Below are 17274 nucleotides of genomic sequence, written 5' to 3' on the forward strand. Positions count from 1 at the left end.
CCGCCTATTAAATACAATGATGATGGTTGGCCACTTTGCTCTAAAGATTCTTCTGTACCAATGAAACCAAATGGCTGGAGCCGAGAAGAAGGAAGAATCGAAAGATTCAAATGGCGGTGCCCACAGGCAAAACTAATTAAAGGTAAATGGGTTACTTCTTGTGATAACCCCTGTAATGGCAAGCCTTGCGGTCGTGTAACCTTCACATCTCCTGCCATGGATAAACGCATGTATCCAGGTGTGATTAGAGGCTCTGACGAATGGATTTCTGACTACAAAATTAGGACTGTAGTAGAAAAAAACATTCAATACCTTAAGGAGCCTATGGCCTGTGGTAATCTTAAAACAAGAGACAACCTAACTATTAAAGCAGATTTATATCTCGCAGGTATCACACAACTAATTACTGTAATACTTGCAGATAAAATTCATGAGCACAAGTATATACGTAGTTTAAAACCTTTAATCGCTTGATTTACTAACTTACTCTTGAAACTTATGTCTTATACATAAGCTTATTTGTGCTGTAATTTCATCAACAAGGTTCTGGTTTTTCAGTCAAATCACTAACATATATCCCTCTTAAGTTATCAAAGTCCATTTTACATCTCTTCTAACTTTTTACATCTGATTTTTTAAGTCATTTTGCAAATGCCTAACATGAAATCAAAACTTAAAATATATAAAGCTGGAAGTTGCCCCTAAACCAAACAGTGATAATAACATTAGTATACCTGCATAAATTGGGTACCTGCTATTATTCTCAAATTTCTTTGTCAATTCTTTGGTATTACTTGTATAAAAACAAATATATACAGATAAAAGTAAAATAATTATTGTATAAGAGTTACTACTAATAGTTAATAAGATATCCTTTGCAGACCCCATTAATCCTAAACTTTTAAAATAATTAAAATTAACAAGAGTTTTCAAAACTTTATAATAATTTCTAAGCCCATCAGTGGCATACAAAGATGCTAAGAAGGTTAAGGCTGCCATTGTTATAAATCTTGCTGCCTTTTTGTTCATTAAATATTTTTTACTTGATTTCAATGCTAAAAGTGCAATAATGCACATTGATAATCCATGCAGCAAGCCCCAAATAATATAATTAATTCCTGCTCCATGCCAAAATCCCGAAATTAAAAACGTAATCATAGTGCCCAGACAAAATATAGCTATACCGGAACCGGGCTTATATATATAGCTAAAAATATAATCAGTTAAAAATCTGGTAAGGGTAATATGCCACCTTCTCCAATAGTCCTGAATATTCCTTGCCTTGTAAGGGGAATTAAAATTCTCTACAAGCTCTATATTAAAAAATCGTGATATACCTATTGCCATATCTGTATATCCGGAAAAATCGAAATAGAATGCAAACAAATTTGTAAACATACCTATCCATAGTATTAGTGGATTGTGATTACTATTTATATTAAACGCATTATTGGTGAAGCTCAACAAAGGTGTCGCAATCAGCACTTTTTTACTTAAGCCTATTGAAAAAATAAATATTCCTTTTTTGAAATTATCCAAATCGAATTTATATATCTTATTATCTTTAAACTGCGGAATTATTTCATTATGGCGTACTATAGGACCAATTGTCAGTGCAGGAAAAAAAGTAATAAATAATAGGTATTCGATTAGTGTATAATGTTCTGCTTTTCTGTTATAGCAATCAACAATATATGATATTATACGAAAAGTAAAGAATGAAATACCTAACGGTAAAAGGATAATGCTCATCGAAAAATGTGAATTAAATAATTTATTTGATAAATTAGCAAAGAAATAAGTATACTTATAATAAAATAGAATACCCACATTTTCTGCTAATGCTACCCACATTATTATAAGTCTTACTATTTTGTTTGCTTTAATCCTTAGAAGCAACGTGCCAATTATATAATTAAATAGTATTTGAGCTATAAAAATCACAATAAAATTCCCGCATCCTTTATAATAAAAATAAAGAGATACAGCAATCAAAAATATTTGTTGAGCTACCTTATTCACCTTTGCAAAATTTAAACCAAAAAAAACAACCAATACTATTGGCAGAAACATAAAAATAAATTCATATGATGAAAAAAGCATATTATTCACCTAGTATCTTTGATATGAACGCAACCATTTCGTTTACGGTATTCATTGAATTATCAATTAAATCTTTTGGAGAAATGGAAATGCCAAAAGTTTTCTCAAAATTACTAATAACAACTACTGATTCTATTGAATCGATAAAACCATCCTTAAAAAGATCCGTATCATAATCTACATCATCCCCAAAAGGTATTTCAAATCGATTACTTAATAATTCTACAACTTTCTTCTCTATGCTTTGTTTGTCCAACAATTAACCCAACTCCTTCTAATTTTATTCAGCTACAATTATAAAATACTTATGAAAGAAATATAATCTTCTTTAAATCCTATTTTTTTATAAAAATTAATACCACCCACATTATTAACCATTGTGTTTACCTGTACTAATTTAATATCCAGTTCTTTAAAAAATCTATTTGCCTCGTCTATAAGTAATTTCCCTATAGAACAGCCTCTGCTCTCTTCCTTGACAAATAAGTCTACTATATTGCCTGTATATCTGGTATTTTCATAAATAAACTTGGAATTTATTTTTGATACAGAAACCATAATAAAGCCAAGTATATTATTGTCTAACTCAGCTACAAATATCTTTGTAAACTTTGAATTAATATAATCTACAATATTCTCTTTCAAGTGCGAGGTATTTAATTTGTATACAAACCCTTTTTGATTCAAGTATTCATAAAGCTGTACATACATATCAAATACACAATCTACATCCTCTTCTGTGATAACTCTAATACTAGGCTCCATCATTCCCACTTCCTAACAACTTTTTCAAATAAGTTCTATCAATTTTACCATTTGCATTTAGTGGAAGCTTCTCCATGCTAATTATTTTTGAAGGTATCATATAACCCGGAAGCATTCCTCTAAGTTTCCTTATTATATTTTTCTTCATGCTTTCAATATTGCTATTTAAATCAAGCTCCGCAAACATTACTATCTCTTTTAAATCATAATCATACAAAACACACATATTGCGAATGTCTTCCAGACCTTTCGCTATTGTTTCTATTTCACCCAGTTCGATTCTATTTCCCTTATGCTTGATTTGGCTGTCTTTTCTTCCTACATATTCAATCAAACCATTTTTATCCTTATAAACCAAATCGCCTGTCCGGTATATTCTTTGAGGGTATTTGGTATTCAGTGGATTTTGCATAAAGGCTTTTTCTGTTAAAACCGGTTCTTTAAAATACCCCAGCGCCAAACCACTTCCCAGCACACACAATTCGCCTATTTCTTCCGGTTTTGCTTCTGTGTTATCCTCTGTTATTATTAACACATTAGTATTCTTACATGGGATTCCAATTGGTAATGGGTCCATATCCGAAAAATCCCTATCTATAACATAATAGGTACACACATCGGTAATTTCCGTAGGGCCATACAAATTAGCATATAAAATATTTGGATGCGTCTGTCTCCACATATTAAGCTGCTTATTTGGCATAACTTCACCACAAAATAAAACCTTTTCCAGCTTAGGCATTTGTATCTCTTTTAAAATTCCAGAATTGGCAACGTTAATTATTACTGTAGGTACCCAAAAAATAAAATTTATGTTATTTTCATTTATATACTCGGGCAATTTCACAGGATATTGAAAAAATACCTCTGGGATAATAACGAGTTTTGCACCAGCTCTTAAACATCCATAAATATCTACTACAGAATTATCAAAATGGAAAGGAGCCTGATTCCCCATAACTGTATTTTCATTAATATCGAAGGTTTCAACCACCCAATCCGCGTAATCTAAAACTCCTCTGTGGGTAATAACCACCCCTTTAGGTACACCAGTGGAACCAGAAGTGTACATAATGTAAATCGGTTCGGTATCAATTACCTCTTCTAGTCTATTATCAATTAAATTACGATCAATCGTTGAATTTATTAAACTATCAAATAGAAGTACTTCACTATCAGGCAAATCTAATGACTTAATCACATCCAAGTTTTTAGAATCAGTAATAATATATTTAGGAAGTAAATTCTCAAATATCTTCTTAAGCCTGGGTATCGGCATATTATAATCTATTGGAACATACGTATTTCCGCTGTATAATATGCCCATAAAAGAAACAATATTTCTATAACTCTTTGGCAAAAATACAGCTATCTGCTGACTTTGGTTAGAGTTATTATTATTTTTTAACAATCCTGTAGCTAGTGCCAAAGATAAATTTTGATATTCCTTATATGTTATAACTTTATCATTATCTTGTATAGCAATGCTATTTCCATATTTTTTTGCGGCCTCATCTAGTAAAAATATCGCCGAAGAAAACATATATAGCACCTCCCATAGGGCTAAAATTGTATTCAACAACATCAATTGAACATCACATGTATATTAACATATAACGGAGCACAAAGACAAGGCAAAAGCAAAAATTTATTTATAGACGATTGGAATACCGAGGGCGGATTAAAACATTCTGTTGTAATGTAAATAACCCCAATAAAAAACCCGTATTAGCAACTTTTTGTATTGCTAATACGGGGTAACTTTGTTTTACTCAGGTCTTAAGTATTACTTATTTTCTTCTACCAAGTGTATGATTGCTGCAGGCTTATCAGTAGATCCCAAGTATATTTCCAGGTCTTTTGTTTCGTCGGAATCTGTATCAATCGGAGTTATGTAAAATCCTTTCTGTGGATTACTATCTCCAGGTGACATATACAAATCACTTCCTACTATCCTCCAAAAGTAATCAAAATCTATTTTTTCATAATCTTCACCGTTTATTGCACTTCCCGATAACTTGAACTCAGTCTTTGACCATCCATCTGCATGTACATTTCCAACGCAGACAGTGTTAGCTGATATCCAAATTTTATTTTCTGGTGATTTCTCAACAGTAAATTCTTGGCAAGATCCCGGACTGACCTCTGCACCATTAACTTTATAATGTGTAATCAACTCACCACGTTCAAAAGCTTCGCTAGTTGTAGTAAATGAGTTTTGTGATGATAAATAAGTGTTTTTATTTAAAGAGTATAATTCATTCCCATAAACGTAAGTTGTACTTGGCTTTAAATCATTTACTATATTTATTATTGATAGCGGAAAATTACAAACTGGTGGATTTTTAACAACCTTCAAAGATGATGGCACATCTTTTTCCATGTAATATATATTTTGCGGTTGATAGTAAGTTAGATAACTTGTAGGGTTTCCTACTTTTTCAGCAATAAAATTCTTCGAATAAAACCTACCACTATTACATGAGACACCAGTAGCAAATGTTGTAGTACCTCCAAGGTAGTAGTTTACGTAATCACTCCTGGTTTCAATTTGCTTTGCTCTATCCTTATCTTGAAGATCACATATGCTTTTCACAAAATGTATGGTTGCTGCTGGCTTGGTAGAACCTCCAAAGTATATTTCAAGATCTTTGGTTTCATCTGTACCAGTATCTATTGGAGTTATGTAGAATCCTCCCCTTGGATTATCATCTTCAAGCTCCATAGAAAAACCAGTACCTATTTCTCTCCAAAAGTGATCAAAGTCTATCTTTTCATAATCCACACCATTTACCGCACTTCCCGATAACTCAAAGTAAGTCTTTGCCCATCCATCTGCATATAAAGGTCCACGACAAATTGTTTCAGCTGAGATCCAAATTTTTGACATAGGTGATTTCTCAACAAAAATTTCAGCACCTGGATACTCATTTACATCAATATTATCAACCTTATAGTAGGTGACCATACCAGTGCTAGGACTCGATGTTGGTGTTGGTGTAACAGGACTATCGGGAGTAGGTGTAGTTGGCAATGGTTTATTATAATCTCTCATTGTCTTAAAAGAATTTGCTCTTAAATTGTATGTTTCAGTCCCATAATAATATGTTGTCTCTGGTTTTAGACCTTTTATAGTATTACTTATTGAAACTGGGAAATCACAAATTGGTGGATTCTTGATTACTTTCAATGAAGTTGGCTCATTCTCTTCAATGTAGAATATTTCTTTTGGTTCATAATAAGTTGGAAATTTTGTTGAATTTTCTGTTTTTGCTATAATAACATTTTGCGTATAAAATTTAGCCTCTTCGTATGAATAACAAGATGCTTTGGTTATTGAATCCGGCTTATAATAGGTTTCATCATAACTTACAGTTTCAGGCAGTTGCTTTGCTTTGTTTTCATCTTTAAGATCACTTAGACCTTTAACGAAATGTATGGTCGCTGCACATTTATCAGAATCTCCAAAATATATTTCCAAATCTTTTGTCTCATTAGAGTTTGTATCTATTGGAATTATAAAAAATTCGTCCTTTGGATTATTATCTCCAAGTTCCATATCATAAGGATTGCCTACTTTTCTCCAAAAGTAATTAAAATCTATTTTCTCATAATCTACACCATTTACTGCGCTTCCTGACAACCTAAAATAAGTCTTTTCCCATCCTATTGCAACATTACGTCCACGATTAACATCTGAAGCGGAGATAATTATTTTGGTCATTGGGGATTTCTCAACAAAAATTTCAACAGAAGTGTAATCATTGATATTGATATTGTCTATATTATAAATAGTAACTATGTCATAACCTAGGGTTGGTGTTGTAGGTGTAGGCGTTGATGTTACAGGTGTAGGAGTTGGTGTTACCGGCGAAATTATAGTTGTCGCAGATTTGGGGAAATTGCTTATTGCACCGAGTAAATACATCCTTAAATATGCAAAATCAATAGAATTAATTTTTTTGTCATCATTTACATCCGCACAGTAAAACCCTGATTGTACAGGAAATCTATCTATCATACCCATTAAATATTTTCTCAAAATCGCAAAATCAATAGAATTAGCACTTTTGTCATAATTTAAGTCACCAATTACAGCATCACCGCTTTTTCTTTCTCTTAAATTACTCCTCAGTTCAATTTCTCTATTTCCTTTAAAAGCTTTTACACATGTACTAGCTGCAATATCAGATGATTTTATTATTGGAATTACTCCAGAAACTTCTTTTATCTCATCTATTTCTCCTGTTATTTCGGTCAGGTATTCATGGTCTTCGTTTTCCCCATTATTTTCTATATGGAGAGTGATTTTGGTTGCATCAGTCTTTGCTTTTAAATGAGTCTGTGAATTGAAGGAAAATCCATCTTTCCCCATCACAAAGTCTTTCATATACCATTCGTTGTATATGTAAGTATTAAGGCTTTCCTGCTTGTCCATTTTGCTGTATTCTTCCTGGAGATAATCAAGATACAATTTCCTAAACAAGGCAAAATCTAATGAATTGATAATACCATCATTATTTAGATCAAAATCTTCGGTAGCATCCATAAGAAAATTAGTTTTTAATTCACCTTTTCCAATTTTGACTTTTACCGTTTTATCTCCCTTATGTGCACTAACATAAGCGCCAAAGTTGATTGTATTGGATTCAATAGAGTCAAAGCTTGTTAAAATTAATTTAACTTCCTGATCAAAGTTTCCATTGCTGTCAATTTCTATGTCCTGAGTCGATGTTGGAAACCCGGCACTTTGGATACTAAGCCTTTCAGCATCAGTATTGCCTGTGATATGAATATCTGCATACACCTGAAAATACATTTTTATATTGGATACATCCAGGTATTCCATGTTGTCACCCTGAGTATCAATTGTTAATCCTGGCTGCCAATCATCATTTAAATTCAAAGCTATATCCCCTGAAATACTTGTGTTGTATTCAGGCTCGACTTGCTCAGCTGAAAAAACATTAATACATCCAAACATCATAACAAAAACAAATAACGCAACTAAAAATTTTTTCATAATCTTACCCCCCTATAATTTTTGTTTTAAAAGCAGATGCTAGTTCCCTTTAAAACGGAAATATGAAAGTTATCTGTACAAAATAAAGTCTACTTACATATCAATGGATGGTAAATGAGAGTTTTAAATTAGTCAAATCGTAAATTCGGATATTTTTCTATATACTTTACTTCATTAAGCTTACAAAGTTCCGGAATCTTATCAGCGGATATCATTAATGCAGCATGTTCGCCTGAGCCAAAAACGACAGTTGCTCCAACAGATGCTGCAATATCGTCTAAGGACTCTGGAGTTTCCCAAAAGACTACATTAATTTTCAGTGTACCACTTACACTTTTTGCAGTTTCGCTAACTTTATACTCATCCTGAAATACAATAACATCTAGCACATGTGGCAGGTTCTTAACTATTTCAACATCTTCAGTATTTATTCTTGCTAAATAAGCGTAGTCAGGCAAATAATCAAATTCATTAACAATGTATTTTTTAAGCTCTGTTTGAGTTTCTTCAGTTGAGGGGCCATCTAGTGCAATAATATAACTCCCTATTTCCTCAGGACCAAACTGTGTTATTTCATAGCCATTTGAAGGCGTATAAACATAATCTTTTGTTATTGTAGCCACATTCAGAAAAATCGTATAGTCTTTAAGTGCAATTTCACCAGTGTATTCAATTTCCGTCCACGGATATGAATCAGATAAATGCCTACACTTATACATTTCTTGCGATAAACCATATTTGAATTTTTCAATAAATACATTCCCTAAAGCGATGTCATCATCGTCAATTAATCCATCCCTATCAAGATCGTATCCTTTTAATGGTACACTTACTTCTTTATACTTAGGTGAATATAAGCTCGGATTCAATATCATTTTTCGTTGAAGAGCAAAGTCAATGGAATCAGTTTTGCCGTCCTCATTCATATCAAATGCAGCTATCGTACATTCATCTATTGGTTGACTTACCATTCCTAAAAGAATTTTTCTTGAGTACGCCAAATCCAGCACATTGAAAGAATTATTAAAATCTAAATCTCCAATAAGTACATAAGCATGCATAATATAATTGCCTGGGTCATCAAACTTTTCACTTTCCTTAAATAGAGTACTATCAGCATGCGCTGTCAATGCAGTACTCAACTGTGAAACTACTAAAGCTGAAAATAGTAATACTTTTAAACACTTTTTCATTTTAATCACTCCCCCACAAATTTTTCTTTTTGTAATTATATGAGCAAGGAATATTCATTCTGCGCATATAGCATATCCTGAAGAACAGTCATTTTTTCGATATTGCTTTGGAGCTTTTCCACTCCAGGTTTCTTTACATGCTTTAACTAGGTGACTTTCCCTTTTTGTATAAGAACAAACAAATTGTACCTATAATTCCAACAATTATTAATGCCATTCGGAAAATTAAAACATTACTATTTGGAGTCCCCTTTGTAAATAGATAGCCTCCAAAAATAATCATAAACCAAAATAAGAATTGTAGATTTTTATACACAACACACCCCCTATTCACAATTGTTTTATTTAGTTATTAACTTCTTCTAAATTTGTCTCTTTTCCATAGTATCATTCTAACTTATTTTTACTGTTTTGTCAGTCTAATTTTATGACCATTTCAAGTTCCACTCCATAGTATTTAACTCTAGATACGCTTATGGTGATGTGGTTCAAATTTTAGAAAAGGTTAGCTGGTGGTATGAAGGTTCTCATACAATGTTTCTTTGTTGCTATGGTAAATATAATAATCAAAATACATTTTTACTATCGTATCACTCTAACCTGCAACCGATGAACCCTTGCTGAAAATATGCGGTTTATTTAATAGTAGTGATTATAAATTCAGATTTTTTGATTTCTAAAATTCACATTATATGGTATAATTAAGTAAGTTAAATAAGAATATTGTAGAGGTTATTCTATGAAAATAAAGAAATTATTATTATGCGGTGTTGTTATAGTTGGAATTTCGATAATGGGTCTTATTGTAAGTTCTGCAAATTTGGTAGATAAGTTCAGTTTAAGCAAAAGTAATCCAGACATTCCTTTGAAAAATCCGGTTATACTTAATAGTGCCGAGATTGTTGAGAAACAAAAGAAACAAGAAACAGAGGATAAAAGGAATCTAAAAGAGGATATTAAATCTGATAAAGAAAGCCAAAAAGAGATATTAAAGATTAAAGAGAAAATTGATAGCGAGTTTAATCAAAGAAAAAAAATACAGGATGACAACGATTTAAAAGCTGAAAAAATTCTTAAAGATTTTTATAAAAAAGATGTTGTGGTTTTAACAGATGATAAATATGAGGATTATAAAACAATGGGTTTAATTTTAGATGCAATAAAAAGAAATTCTAATTTTTCTAACGATGAACTTACTATATTAAAGAACTATTTGAGTAGGAGATTGCCTCATATTGATGATAATTCAAAATTAGTAAATGAGATATCAGAAGTATTAAATTAATATATAATCTATTTACCTAATAGTTAAGTTAATTTAGGTCCTTAATTGCAATCTTAAATTCATGGGGAATGTCGAAATAACCAGACATTCCCTTTTGTTTTTCGACAGGAAATAGAAGCTAGGTAAATTGGAATAGTATTAATGAAAAAATCTTCTTAGAGAGAAATAATATAGGAAATAAACAAGACAGTAATTTTAATTATGAACAAGATTTATCAGAATTTGTATATCTTTAAGATAGGAAATGCTTTATGCCCCCTCTGAATTCATAAGCTATAAGTCTCTTTCTTACTTAAGAAGACATCAAAAAAGGAATAGATCTTTATCTATTCCTTTTCTTCACCTAATTATGGTCGGGGTGAGAGGACTTGAACCCCCGGCATCTTGGTCCCAAACCAAGCGCGCTACCAGCTGCGCTACACCCCGTTATTTTCGGCGACAAAAAAGATTTTACTACATACCAGATATATTATCAACCCATTCAGCACCAAATTATTTGATTTACGTCTATTATACTCGTCATTCCTCATTCTATTTAAGTTTATCTCACTAAGGTTTACATCTTATATTCGGCCAAAATTTGTAACACAACGTTAACTTGATACTATACGAAAGATATTTTATAATTAACGTGTGAAGTTCTGTCGTATTATGTAAACTATATATGGAACAAATTTAAACGAAGAGGTGTCTAACATTAAGAAGTTATTGGGACAAACCAGGAAAGCCATTGAAGACTACAATATGATACAAGAAGGTGATAGGATAGCTGTTGGTGTATCAGGAGGAAAAGACAGCCTTGCCCTTTTGGTATTACTAAAACAATTGCAAAGTTTCTTTCCTGCTAAATTCGAGCTTGAGGCAGTTACACTGACTATGGGTATAGGAGAATTTGACCTGACTCCAGTCAAAGAACTTTGTAAAAGCATTGGCGTTAATTATACAATTGAGGAAACCGTTATCGGAAAAATTGTCTTTGAAGCAAGGGATGAAACTAATCCCTGCTCACTCTGTGCCAACCTAAAAAGAGGAGCTCTTCATAATGTTGCCAAAAGGCTAGATTGTAATAAAGTAGCCCTGGCACATCACAGAGATGACGTTATTGAGACTTTTTTACTCAGTACACTATATGCAGGTAAATTTCAAACTTTTTCACCTGTGACTTATCTGAAGCGGAAAGAACTATATTTGATCCGCCCAATGATTTATATTGAGGAAAAGCATGTAAAGGAGTATATTAAGGCTAATAATCTGGTAACCGTGCCAAGTCCATGCCATGTAGATGGCAAAACCAAACGTCAGTATATAAAAGAACTTTTAATGGAAATGCACAAAGAAAACCGAAATATTAAAAATAACATTTTTGGCGCCATAAAGCGTTCAGGAATAGATGAATGGTAATAATATAGTCATTTAATAAAATACATAAATGGAGGAAGTTACAATGAAATACATAAGAAAAACGCTCTCAATTATGCTTATCATTACAGTTTTGCTAAGTATGTCATTTAGCACTGCTTTTGCTGAAACGAATAGTATAATTTATGAAACTTCTACTACAGAAACTATAACTTCTGGAGTAACCCATGAAAAAATCACTAGATTTATGGATAAAGGTTGGCTTAGCATCAATGTTCTGAGAGTTGATCTCAACAATGAAAATGTAAGGGTTAATACATTGACAAACACAGATTCAATACAGAAGCTCACTAATGTTAAGGTCCTTACTGAATCTCGTGGTGCTGTAGCTGCTATAAATGCGAGCTTCTTCAACTGGATGAAACAATCAGGTTATGCTTATCCTGACGGACCGGTTGTTCAATCAGGGAAAATTATATCTTCCGATAGGGAGTATAATAGGTACAATGACTCAATGGGTACATTTTCTATCAGTAACCTTAACGAAGCCATGTTCAACTTCTGGAAAACCAACATGGAAATAGTTGCCCCCAATGGCTTATCCGCTACTGTTTTTAAATTTAACAAAGAAAATATCGACAATTATAATACTATGGCCATTTATGACAGGAAGTGGTCCTTGAATTCTCCTGGTGCTACTCCTGATCGTCCAAATCTTGTAGAAATGGTTGTTAATCAAAATGCTGTAGTAGAAATTCGCCGTGGAATGCCATCGGTCGAAATACCAGAAAACGGCTATGTATTAGTTGCAAATGGAACCAATGCTGATTTCCTCGTAAATAATTTCAAAGTTGGTGACCTAGCAACTCTTAACATATCAACAACTCCTGAATGGAGCACAACGAACATGGCTGTTACAGGAAGTGCCATATTAGTAAAAGACGGAAGCATTCCTTCTAAATTTTCTTATGTTTCCAGTGATACAAACGGTAAGGCTCCAAGAACAGCTGTAGGAAGTACTAAGTCCGGTAAAGAATTGCTTCTTGTTACTGTGGACGGAAGGCAAAACTCAAGTTTAGGAATGACCCTGACTGAAATGGCTAATTTGATGATAAGCCTTGGTGCATATAACGCCTTAAATCTCGATGGTGGCGGTTCCACAACAATGGCCGTAAGAGAACCAGGTTCAAACGCAATAAATATAGTTAACAGTCCATCCGATGGATCCCCCAGAAAAGTATCTACTGCTATTGGAATATTTTCTGCATTTCCAACCGGGGCACTTGATGGATTTGTTATTGACACCATAGATACAAATGTATTTGTAAATACGTCCAGAAAATTTACTTTAGTTGGCTATGATAAATACTTCAATCCGGTTGAAATTGGTGAAGAAGATGTTAAGTGGAGTGTTAAAGGCATAAAGGGCGACTTTAAAGGCAATACATTTTACCCCCAAAGTGAAGGTGAAGGTACTATTACAGCAACTATTGGAGACCTTTCATCCTCTATAGAAGTCAGAGTACTTGGCAACCCCAGCAAACTTATTTTGGGCACTAAGACTTTGAACATTGTAAAAGGCAACACATACACCTTTAAAGTTCAAGGAACCGACAGAAACGGGTACACTACGTCTATAAATCCAGCAGATGTGAATTGGTCGGTCAATGGTGATATAGGCAAAATGTCTGATTCTGTATTTACTGCAACAAATAAAGGCGTGGGGACAATTGATGCCTATATTGGTGATACACACGCTTACTGTGCTGTTTCAGTAGGTGAAGAGCTCTCAAGTGTTATAGACAATTTTGAATCCTCAAATGGAACATTTGCTTCATCCCCTTCAGGTACTCCCGGAGCTTATGAAATATCAGATGAAGCTAAAATTCAAGGTAATACTTCCGGAAAATTAACATACGACTTTACAAAACTCGAAGGTACCAGAGCTGCCTACATTGTATTCCCTGACAAAGGTATAGACCTTAATAAAAATGTAACCAAAATAGGCGTTTGGGTTTACAATCCAAAAGAAAGCACAAACTGGCTCCGCACTGAAGTATATGATTCGAACGGTAAAAAGAACATATTGGAATTTACCAATAATATGAATTGGACTGGTTGGAGATTCGTCGAAACTTCTCTTGCCAACATCAGTTTGCCTGCAAAGCTAACCAGACTTTATACAGTCCAGGTTAATCCTGTTCCTGAATCAGGTGATATTTACTTAGATGATTTAACTATTAAAACCTCTTCATTCCCTGCAATTGACAAAAGCAAAATACCACAGGATAAAGTAGCTGCTGATGAATCCAATAAGCAGGTAGACTTCAAGGAATCAAACACTTCGTTTAAATTTAATGTATTCAGCCTAAATGGTGAGCCAACAAACCTGCTTGGAAGAATTCTTCAAACAAGATTAGCCGACAAGTCAGGTTCAGATGTTAAAACGGTAGCAATATTATCAAGTGCAAGCAATAGCCTCTCTAAAATAGTTAAAAAACCTATAATTACAGCCGATTCAGGGTATAAAAGCGTTGATATATCCGGTAGCAGACTAATTCAACTCAACACTTCAAACAAAGGACTTCGAACCAGTGCAACAGGCCAATGGCAATGGTTTTTAGACCAACTCAACAGCTTCAAAGGGAAAAATGTGTTCATTCTTATGAAGAACTCTCCAGAAAGCTTTAGTGACAGTTTAGAAGCCAACTTATTTAAAAAAGTACTTAAAGACTATAAAGAAAAGACCGGAAACAACATCTGGCTGTTCTATAACGACAATACAAACGAAAGTTTTATGGAAAACGGTATAAGATATTCTAGTCTGACAGAATTAAACCTTAATAGCTTGAATCCTGTTAGTGCTGTAAACTCAAAATATATCGAAGTAATAGTAAAAGATAATATTCCAACTTTCCAATATAAATCTGTAACTCAATAACCAAGTTAATATTTCCAGAATGCTATAGATTACAATAATGCGGGTCATTTTGACCCGCATTATTAGGTTTAAAGCTCTTCAATGCTTTTTTAATCTCATACTTTCATACATAAGATAATCGGCAGTTAATCCCCACAAGTTTCATTTTTAATTACCCTTGCATAGTCAAGCATATTTAAATTGAAATATATTAAACGTTACTACTTCTAAAAATTTGTATAAAGATTTCATACAAAAAAATAATACCTGCAAATCACTTTACAGGCATTATCTATAATCAAAGCTTATTTAATTTCGCAAATTTTTTCTTTCAAATACTTTGTAAACTCTTCATTGAGGTCTTCCCTCTTTAAAGCAAATTCAACTGTAGCCTGTAAAAATCCAAGCTTGTTACCAACGTCATATCTCTTGCCAACAAAATCATAAGCATACATTGCTTCCTTGCCAATGAGACTCTTAAGTGCATCAGTCAGCTGAATTTCTCCACCTTTTCCAGGTGTCGCATTTTCAAGATAATCAAAGATCAATGGAGTGATTATATACCTACCCAGTATAGCAATATTTGAGGGAGCATTATCCTTATCCGGTTTTTCAACAAGATCCTTAACCTTGTAAACCCTGTTGTCTACCAACTTGCAGCTCACAATTCCGTACTTCGATACATCTTCATCACTAACAGGCTGAACGCCAAGCACTGTTGTCTTATATTCATCGTAGATATCTATCATCTGCTTGAGACATGGAACATCCGAATCTACAACATCATCACCAAGCAGCACCGCGAACGGCTCGTTTCCAATAAAAGATTTAGCACAGTAAATAGCATGTCCTAACCCTTTTGCTTCCTTCTGCCTTATATAGTGAATATTTGCAAGGTTTGATATATCTCTAACAAGACTGAGAAGTTCTTCATCTCCCTTTCTTTGAAGTTCCTGCTCAAGTTCATAGGATTTGTCAAAGTGGTCCTCAATTGCTCTCTTGTTTCTTCCAGAAATTATAATTATGTCTTCAATACCTGAATTTATTGCCTCCTCAACTATGTATTGAATAGTTGGCTTATCAACTATAGGTAACATTTCCTTAGGTTGGGCTTTAGTTGCAGGTAAAAATCTAGTCCCCAGGCCTGCTGCTGGAATTATTGCCTTACGTACTTTCAAGTTGGTACACCCCTTTTCATTTTTTAAAACACAACACATTATATATTAATTTTAACAGACTACTACGATTTTTCCAACAGTTTTTCCAGTATTTATTGATATTTCAATATAAATACTTTGTGAATATATTTTTTTGGATATAAAAATAATATTTCATATAGTCTTTCATAATAATAATGTGATCTAAAAGGGGATGAATTCGTGATTCAAGAAAAAAAACGTGCAAGACTGATAAATGTGGTTAAAGACTTGTATTTCAGATTTAATGACGATGATGTACCTGCTTTAGCTTCTCAACTTGCTTATTACTTTATTCTTGCAATTTTCCCATTTTTAATTTTTTTAATCAATCTTGTAAGCTTAACCCCCATAACAAGTGAGCAGGCTCTAAACGACCTCTCAAAAATAATACCCACAGCGGTATATGATATAATCAGAGGTGTTATTGGTCAGGTAGCACAAACCAACCGTGAGACCTTTCTGTCCTTTAGTATGGCAGCCACACTTTGGGTTTCCTCAAATGGTATGAACGCCGTTGTAAAAAGCCTGAATAAAGCATATGACCAACATGAAACCAGGGCATTTTGGAAAGTGCGAGGATTATCAATAATTGCAACCATAGCTTTTGCATTTACTATTCTATTTTCTTTCATACTCCTGATTTTAGGCGAAATAATTGGTAGAAATGTGTTCATTTTCTTAGGGTTTTCAAACAGCTTTAAAATGCTTTGGCCATATATTCGTTTCATAATTCCTGTTTTGATAATGTTTATTGTCTTCACTTTATTATACCGCTATATGCCCAATAGACGTATGAAGTATTATGAAGTATTTGCAGGTTCACTGTTTTCATCTTTTGGTTGGTTCATTACATCAATTTTATTCTCTCTATATGTTAATAACTTTTCAAACTATTCAAGCACATATGGAAGTATAGGGGGAATCATACTTTTAATTATCTGGCTCTATTGGATAAGTATAATAATACTTTTAGGCGGAGAATTAAACGCGTCTTTAGCCTATAACCGTATAGAGCATAAAAAATAAGCTACAGCGGAAGCTATAGCCTATTTTATAAGCGTTTCAATTTTTCAAACTATCAGTCAGAAGTATATGGAAGCAATGCGATATGTCTTGCTCTTTTTACAGCAACTGTCATTTGACGTTGATGTTTTGCGCAGTTTCCAGATATTCTTCTAGGTAAGATTTTACCTCTTTCTGAAACATATTTCTTAAGTTTTGATACATCTTTATAATCTATATCAGTTACCTTATCTACGCAGAAAGCACAAATCTTTTTCTTTGCCCTTCTCATTCTTGAAGGTCCTTTTGCATCACCTTTGTCGTAATTGTCTCTGCTGTTTCTATCTTTTCTTGGATTTGGCATAAACTAAACGCCTCCTTTCTACAAAAATCAAATATATTCAGTCATTAATTTTTTAAGTTAT

The 17274-nt window shown here is 33.2% G+C and carries 12 protein-coding genes, 1 tRNA gene and 1 pseudogene; 5 read left to right on the top strand and 9 right to left on the bottom strand.

All coding sequences use genetic code 11. The features are described 5' to 3' along the window. Positions 1 to 474, top strand: a pseudogene (locus ACECE_RS27285) (ISNCY family transposase); the annotation flags it as partial. 192 nt (positions 475 to 666) lie between these two features. Here the strand turns inward: ACECE_RS27285 and ACECE_RS27290 are convergent. The 6 genes from ACECE_RS27290 to ACECE_RS0211090 all read right to left on the bottom strand — a co-directional run bounded on the left by ACECE_RS27290 (position 667) and on the right by ACECE_RS0211090 (position 9084). Then, positions 667 to 2103, bottom strand: coding sequence for an MBOAT family O-acyltransferase (locus ACECE_RS27290; RefSeq protein ID WP_010681278.1), 1437 nt, complete (start codon positions 2101 to 2103; stop codon positions 667 to 669). Position 2104: 1 nt separating this feature from the next. After that, on the bottom strand, positions 2105 to 2362 hold the full coding sequence (locus ACECE_RS0211070) for an acyl carrier protein (RefSeq protein ID WP_010681279.1): 258 nt from the start codon (positions 2360 to 2362) through the stop codon (positions 2105 to 2107). 35 nt (positions 2363 to 2397) lie between these two features. Then, entirely contained in the window at positions 2398 to 2871 is a 474-nt protein-coding gene (locus ACECE_RS0211075) for a GNAT family N-acetyltransferase (protein ID WP_083878503.1), read from the bottom strand. Then, positions 2858 to 4411, bottom strand: coding sequence for an amino acid adenylation domain-containing protein (locus ACECE_RS0211080; RefSeq protein ID WP_010681281.1), 1554 nt, complete (start codon positions 4409 to 4411; stop codon positions 2858 to 2860). Before ACECE_RS0211080 ends, ACECE_RS0211075 begins: the two co-directional genes overlap by 14 nt. Before the next feature lie 243 nt (positions 4412 to 4654). After that, positions 4655 to 7891 (bottom strand): dockerin type I repeat-containing protein, encoded by a 3237-nt coding sequence (locus tag ACECE_RS29315; RefSeq protein ID WP_010681282.1) that lies wholly within the window; start codon positions 7889 to 7891, stop codon positions 4655 to 4657. Between the two features lie 128 nt (positions 7892 to 8019). Next, the gene (locus tag ACECE_RS0211090) at positions 8020 to 9084 is read right to left on the bottom strand and encodes a dockerin type I repeat-containing protein (protein ID WP_010681283.1); all 1065 of its coding nucleotides are present in this window, start codon (positions 9082 to 9084) and stop codon (positions 8020 to 8022) included. Positions 9085 to 9823: 739 nt separating this feature from the next. On the opposite strand from ACECE_RS0211090, the gene ACECE_RS0211100 reads away from it, so the two are divergent. Further along, entirely contained in the window at positions 9824 to 10369 is a 546-nt protein-coding gene (locus ACECE_RS0211100) for a hypothetical protein (RefSeq protein WP_010681284.1), read from the top strand. A 350-nt stretch (positions 10370 to 10719) separates the two neighbouring features. Here the strand turns inward: ACECE_RS0211100 and ACECE_RS0211105 are convergent. Next, positions 10720 to 10795 (bottom strand) — tRNA-Pro (locus ACECE_RS0211105). A 318-nt stretch (positions 10796 to 11113) separates the two neighbouring features. Here ACECE_RS0211105 and ACECE_RS0211110 point away from each other — a divergent pair. Next, on the top strand, positions 11114 to 11770 hold the full coding sequence (locus tag ACECE_RS0211110; RefSeq protein ID WP_205410182.1) for a tRNA 2-thiocytidine biosynthesis TtcA family protein: 657 nt from the start codon (positions 11114 to 11116) through the stop codon (positions 11768 to 11770). A 43-nt stretch (positions 11771 to 11813) separates the two neighbouring features. Then, positions 11814 to 14669, top strand: coding sequence for a phosphodiester glycosidase family protein (locus ACECE_RS0211115; protein ID WP_010681286.1), 2856 nt, complete (start codon positions 11814 to 11816; stop codon positions 14667 to 14669). Positions 14670 to 14953: 284 nt separating this feature from the next. On the opposite strand, the gene galU is transcribed toward ACECE_RS0211115, so the two are convergent. Next, the gene (gene galU, locus ACECE_RS0211120; protein ID WP_010681287.1) at positions 14954 to 15826 is read right to left on the bottom strand and encodes a UTP--glucose-1-phosphate uridylyltransferase GalU; all 873 of its coding nucleotides are present in this window, start codon (positions 15824 to 15826) and stop codon (positions 14954 to 14956) included. 201 nt (positions 15827 to 16027) lie between these two features. Between galU and ACECE_RS0211125 the strand changes: the two genes are divergently transcribed. Next, positions 16028 to 16873, top strand: a complete 846-nt coding sequence (locus tag ACECE_RS0211125; protein ID WP_010681288.1) for a YihY/virulence factor BrkB family protein — start codon at positions 16028 to 16030, stop codon at positions 16871 to 16873. Between the two features lie 52 nt (positions 16874 to 16925). On the opposite strand, the gene rpsR is transcribed toward ACECE_RS0211125, so the two are convergent. Next, positions 16926 to 17213, bottom strand: coding sequence for a 30S ribosomal protein S18 (rpsR, locus tag ACECE_RS0211130; protein ID WP_010681289.1), 288 nt, complete (start codon positions 17211 to 17213; stop codon positions 16926 to 16928). Positions 17214 to 17274 lie beyond the last annotated feature (61 nt).

The sequence above is a fragment of the Acetivibrio cellulolyticus CD2 genome (assembly GCF_000179595.2).
Lineage (GTDB): Bacteria > Bacillota > Clostridia > Acetivibrionales > Acetivibrionaceae > Acetivibrio > Acetivibrio cellulolyticus.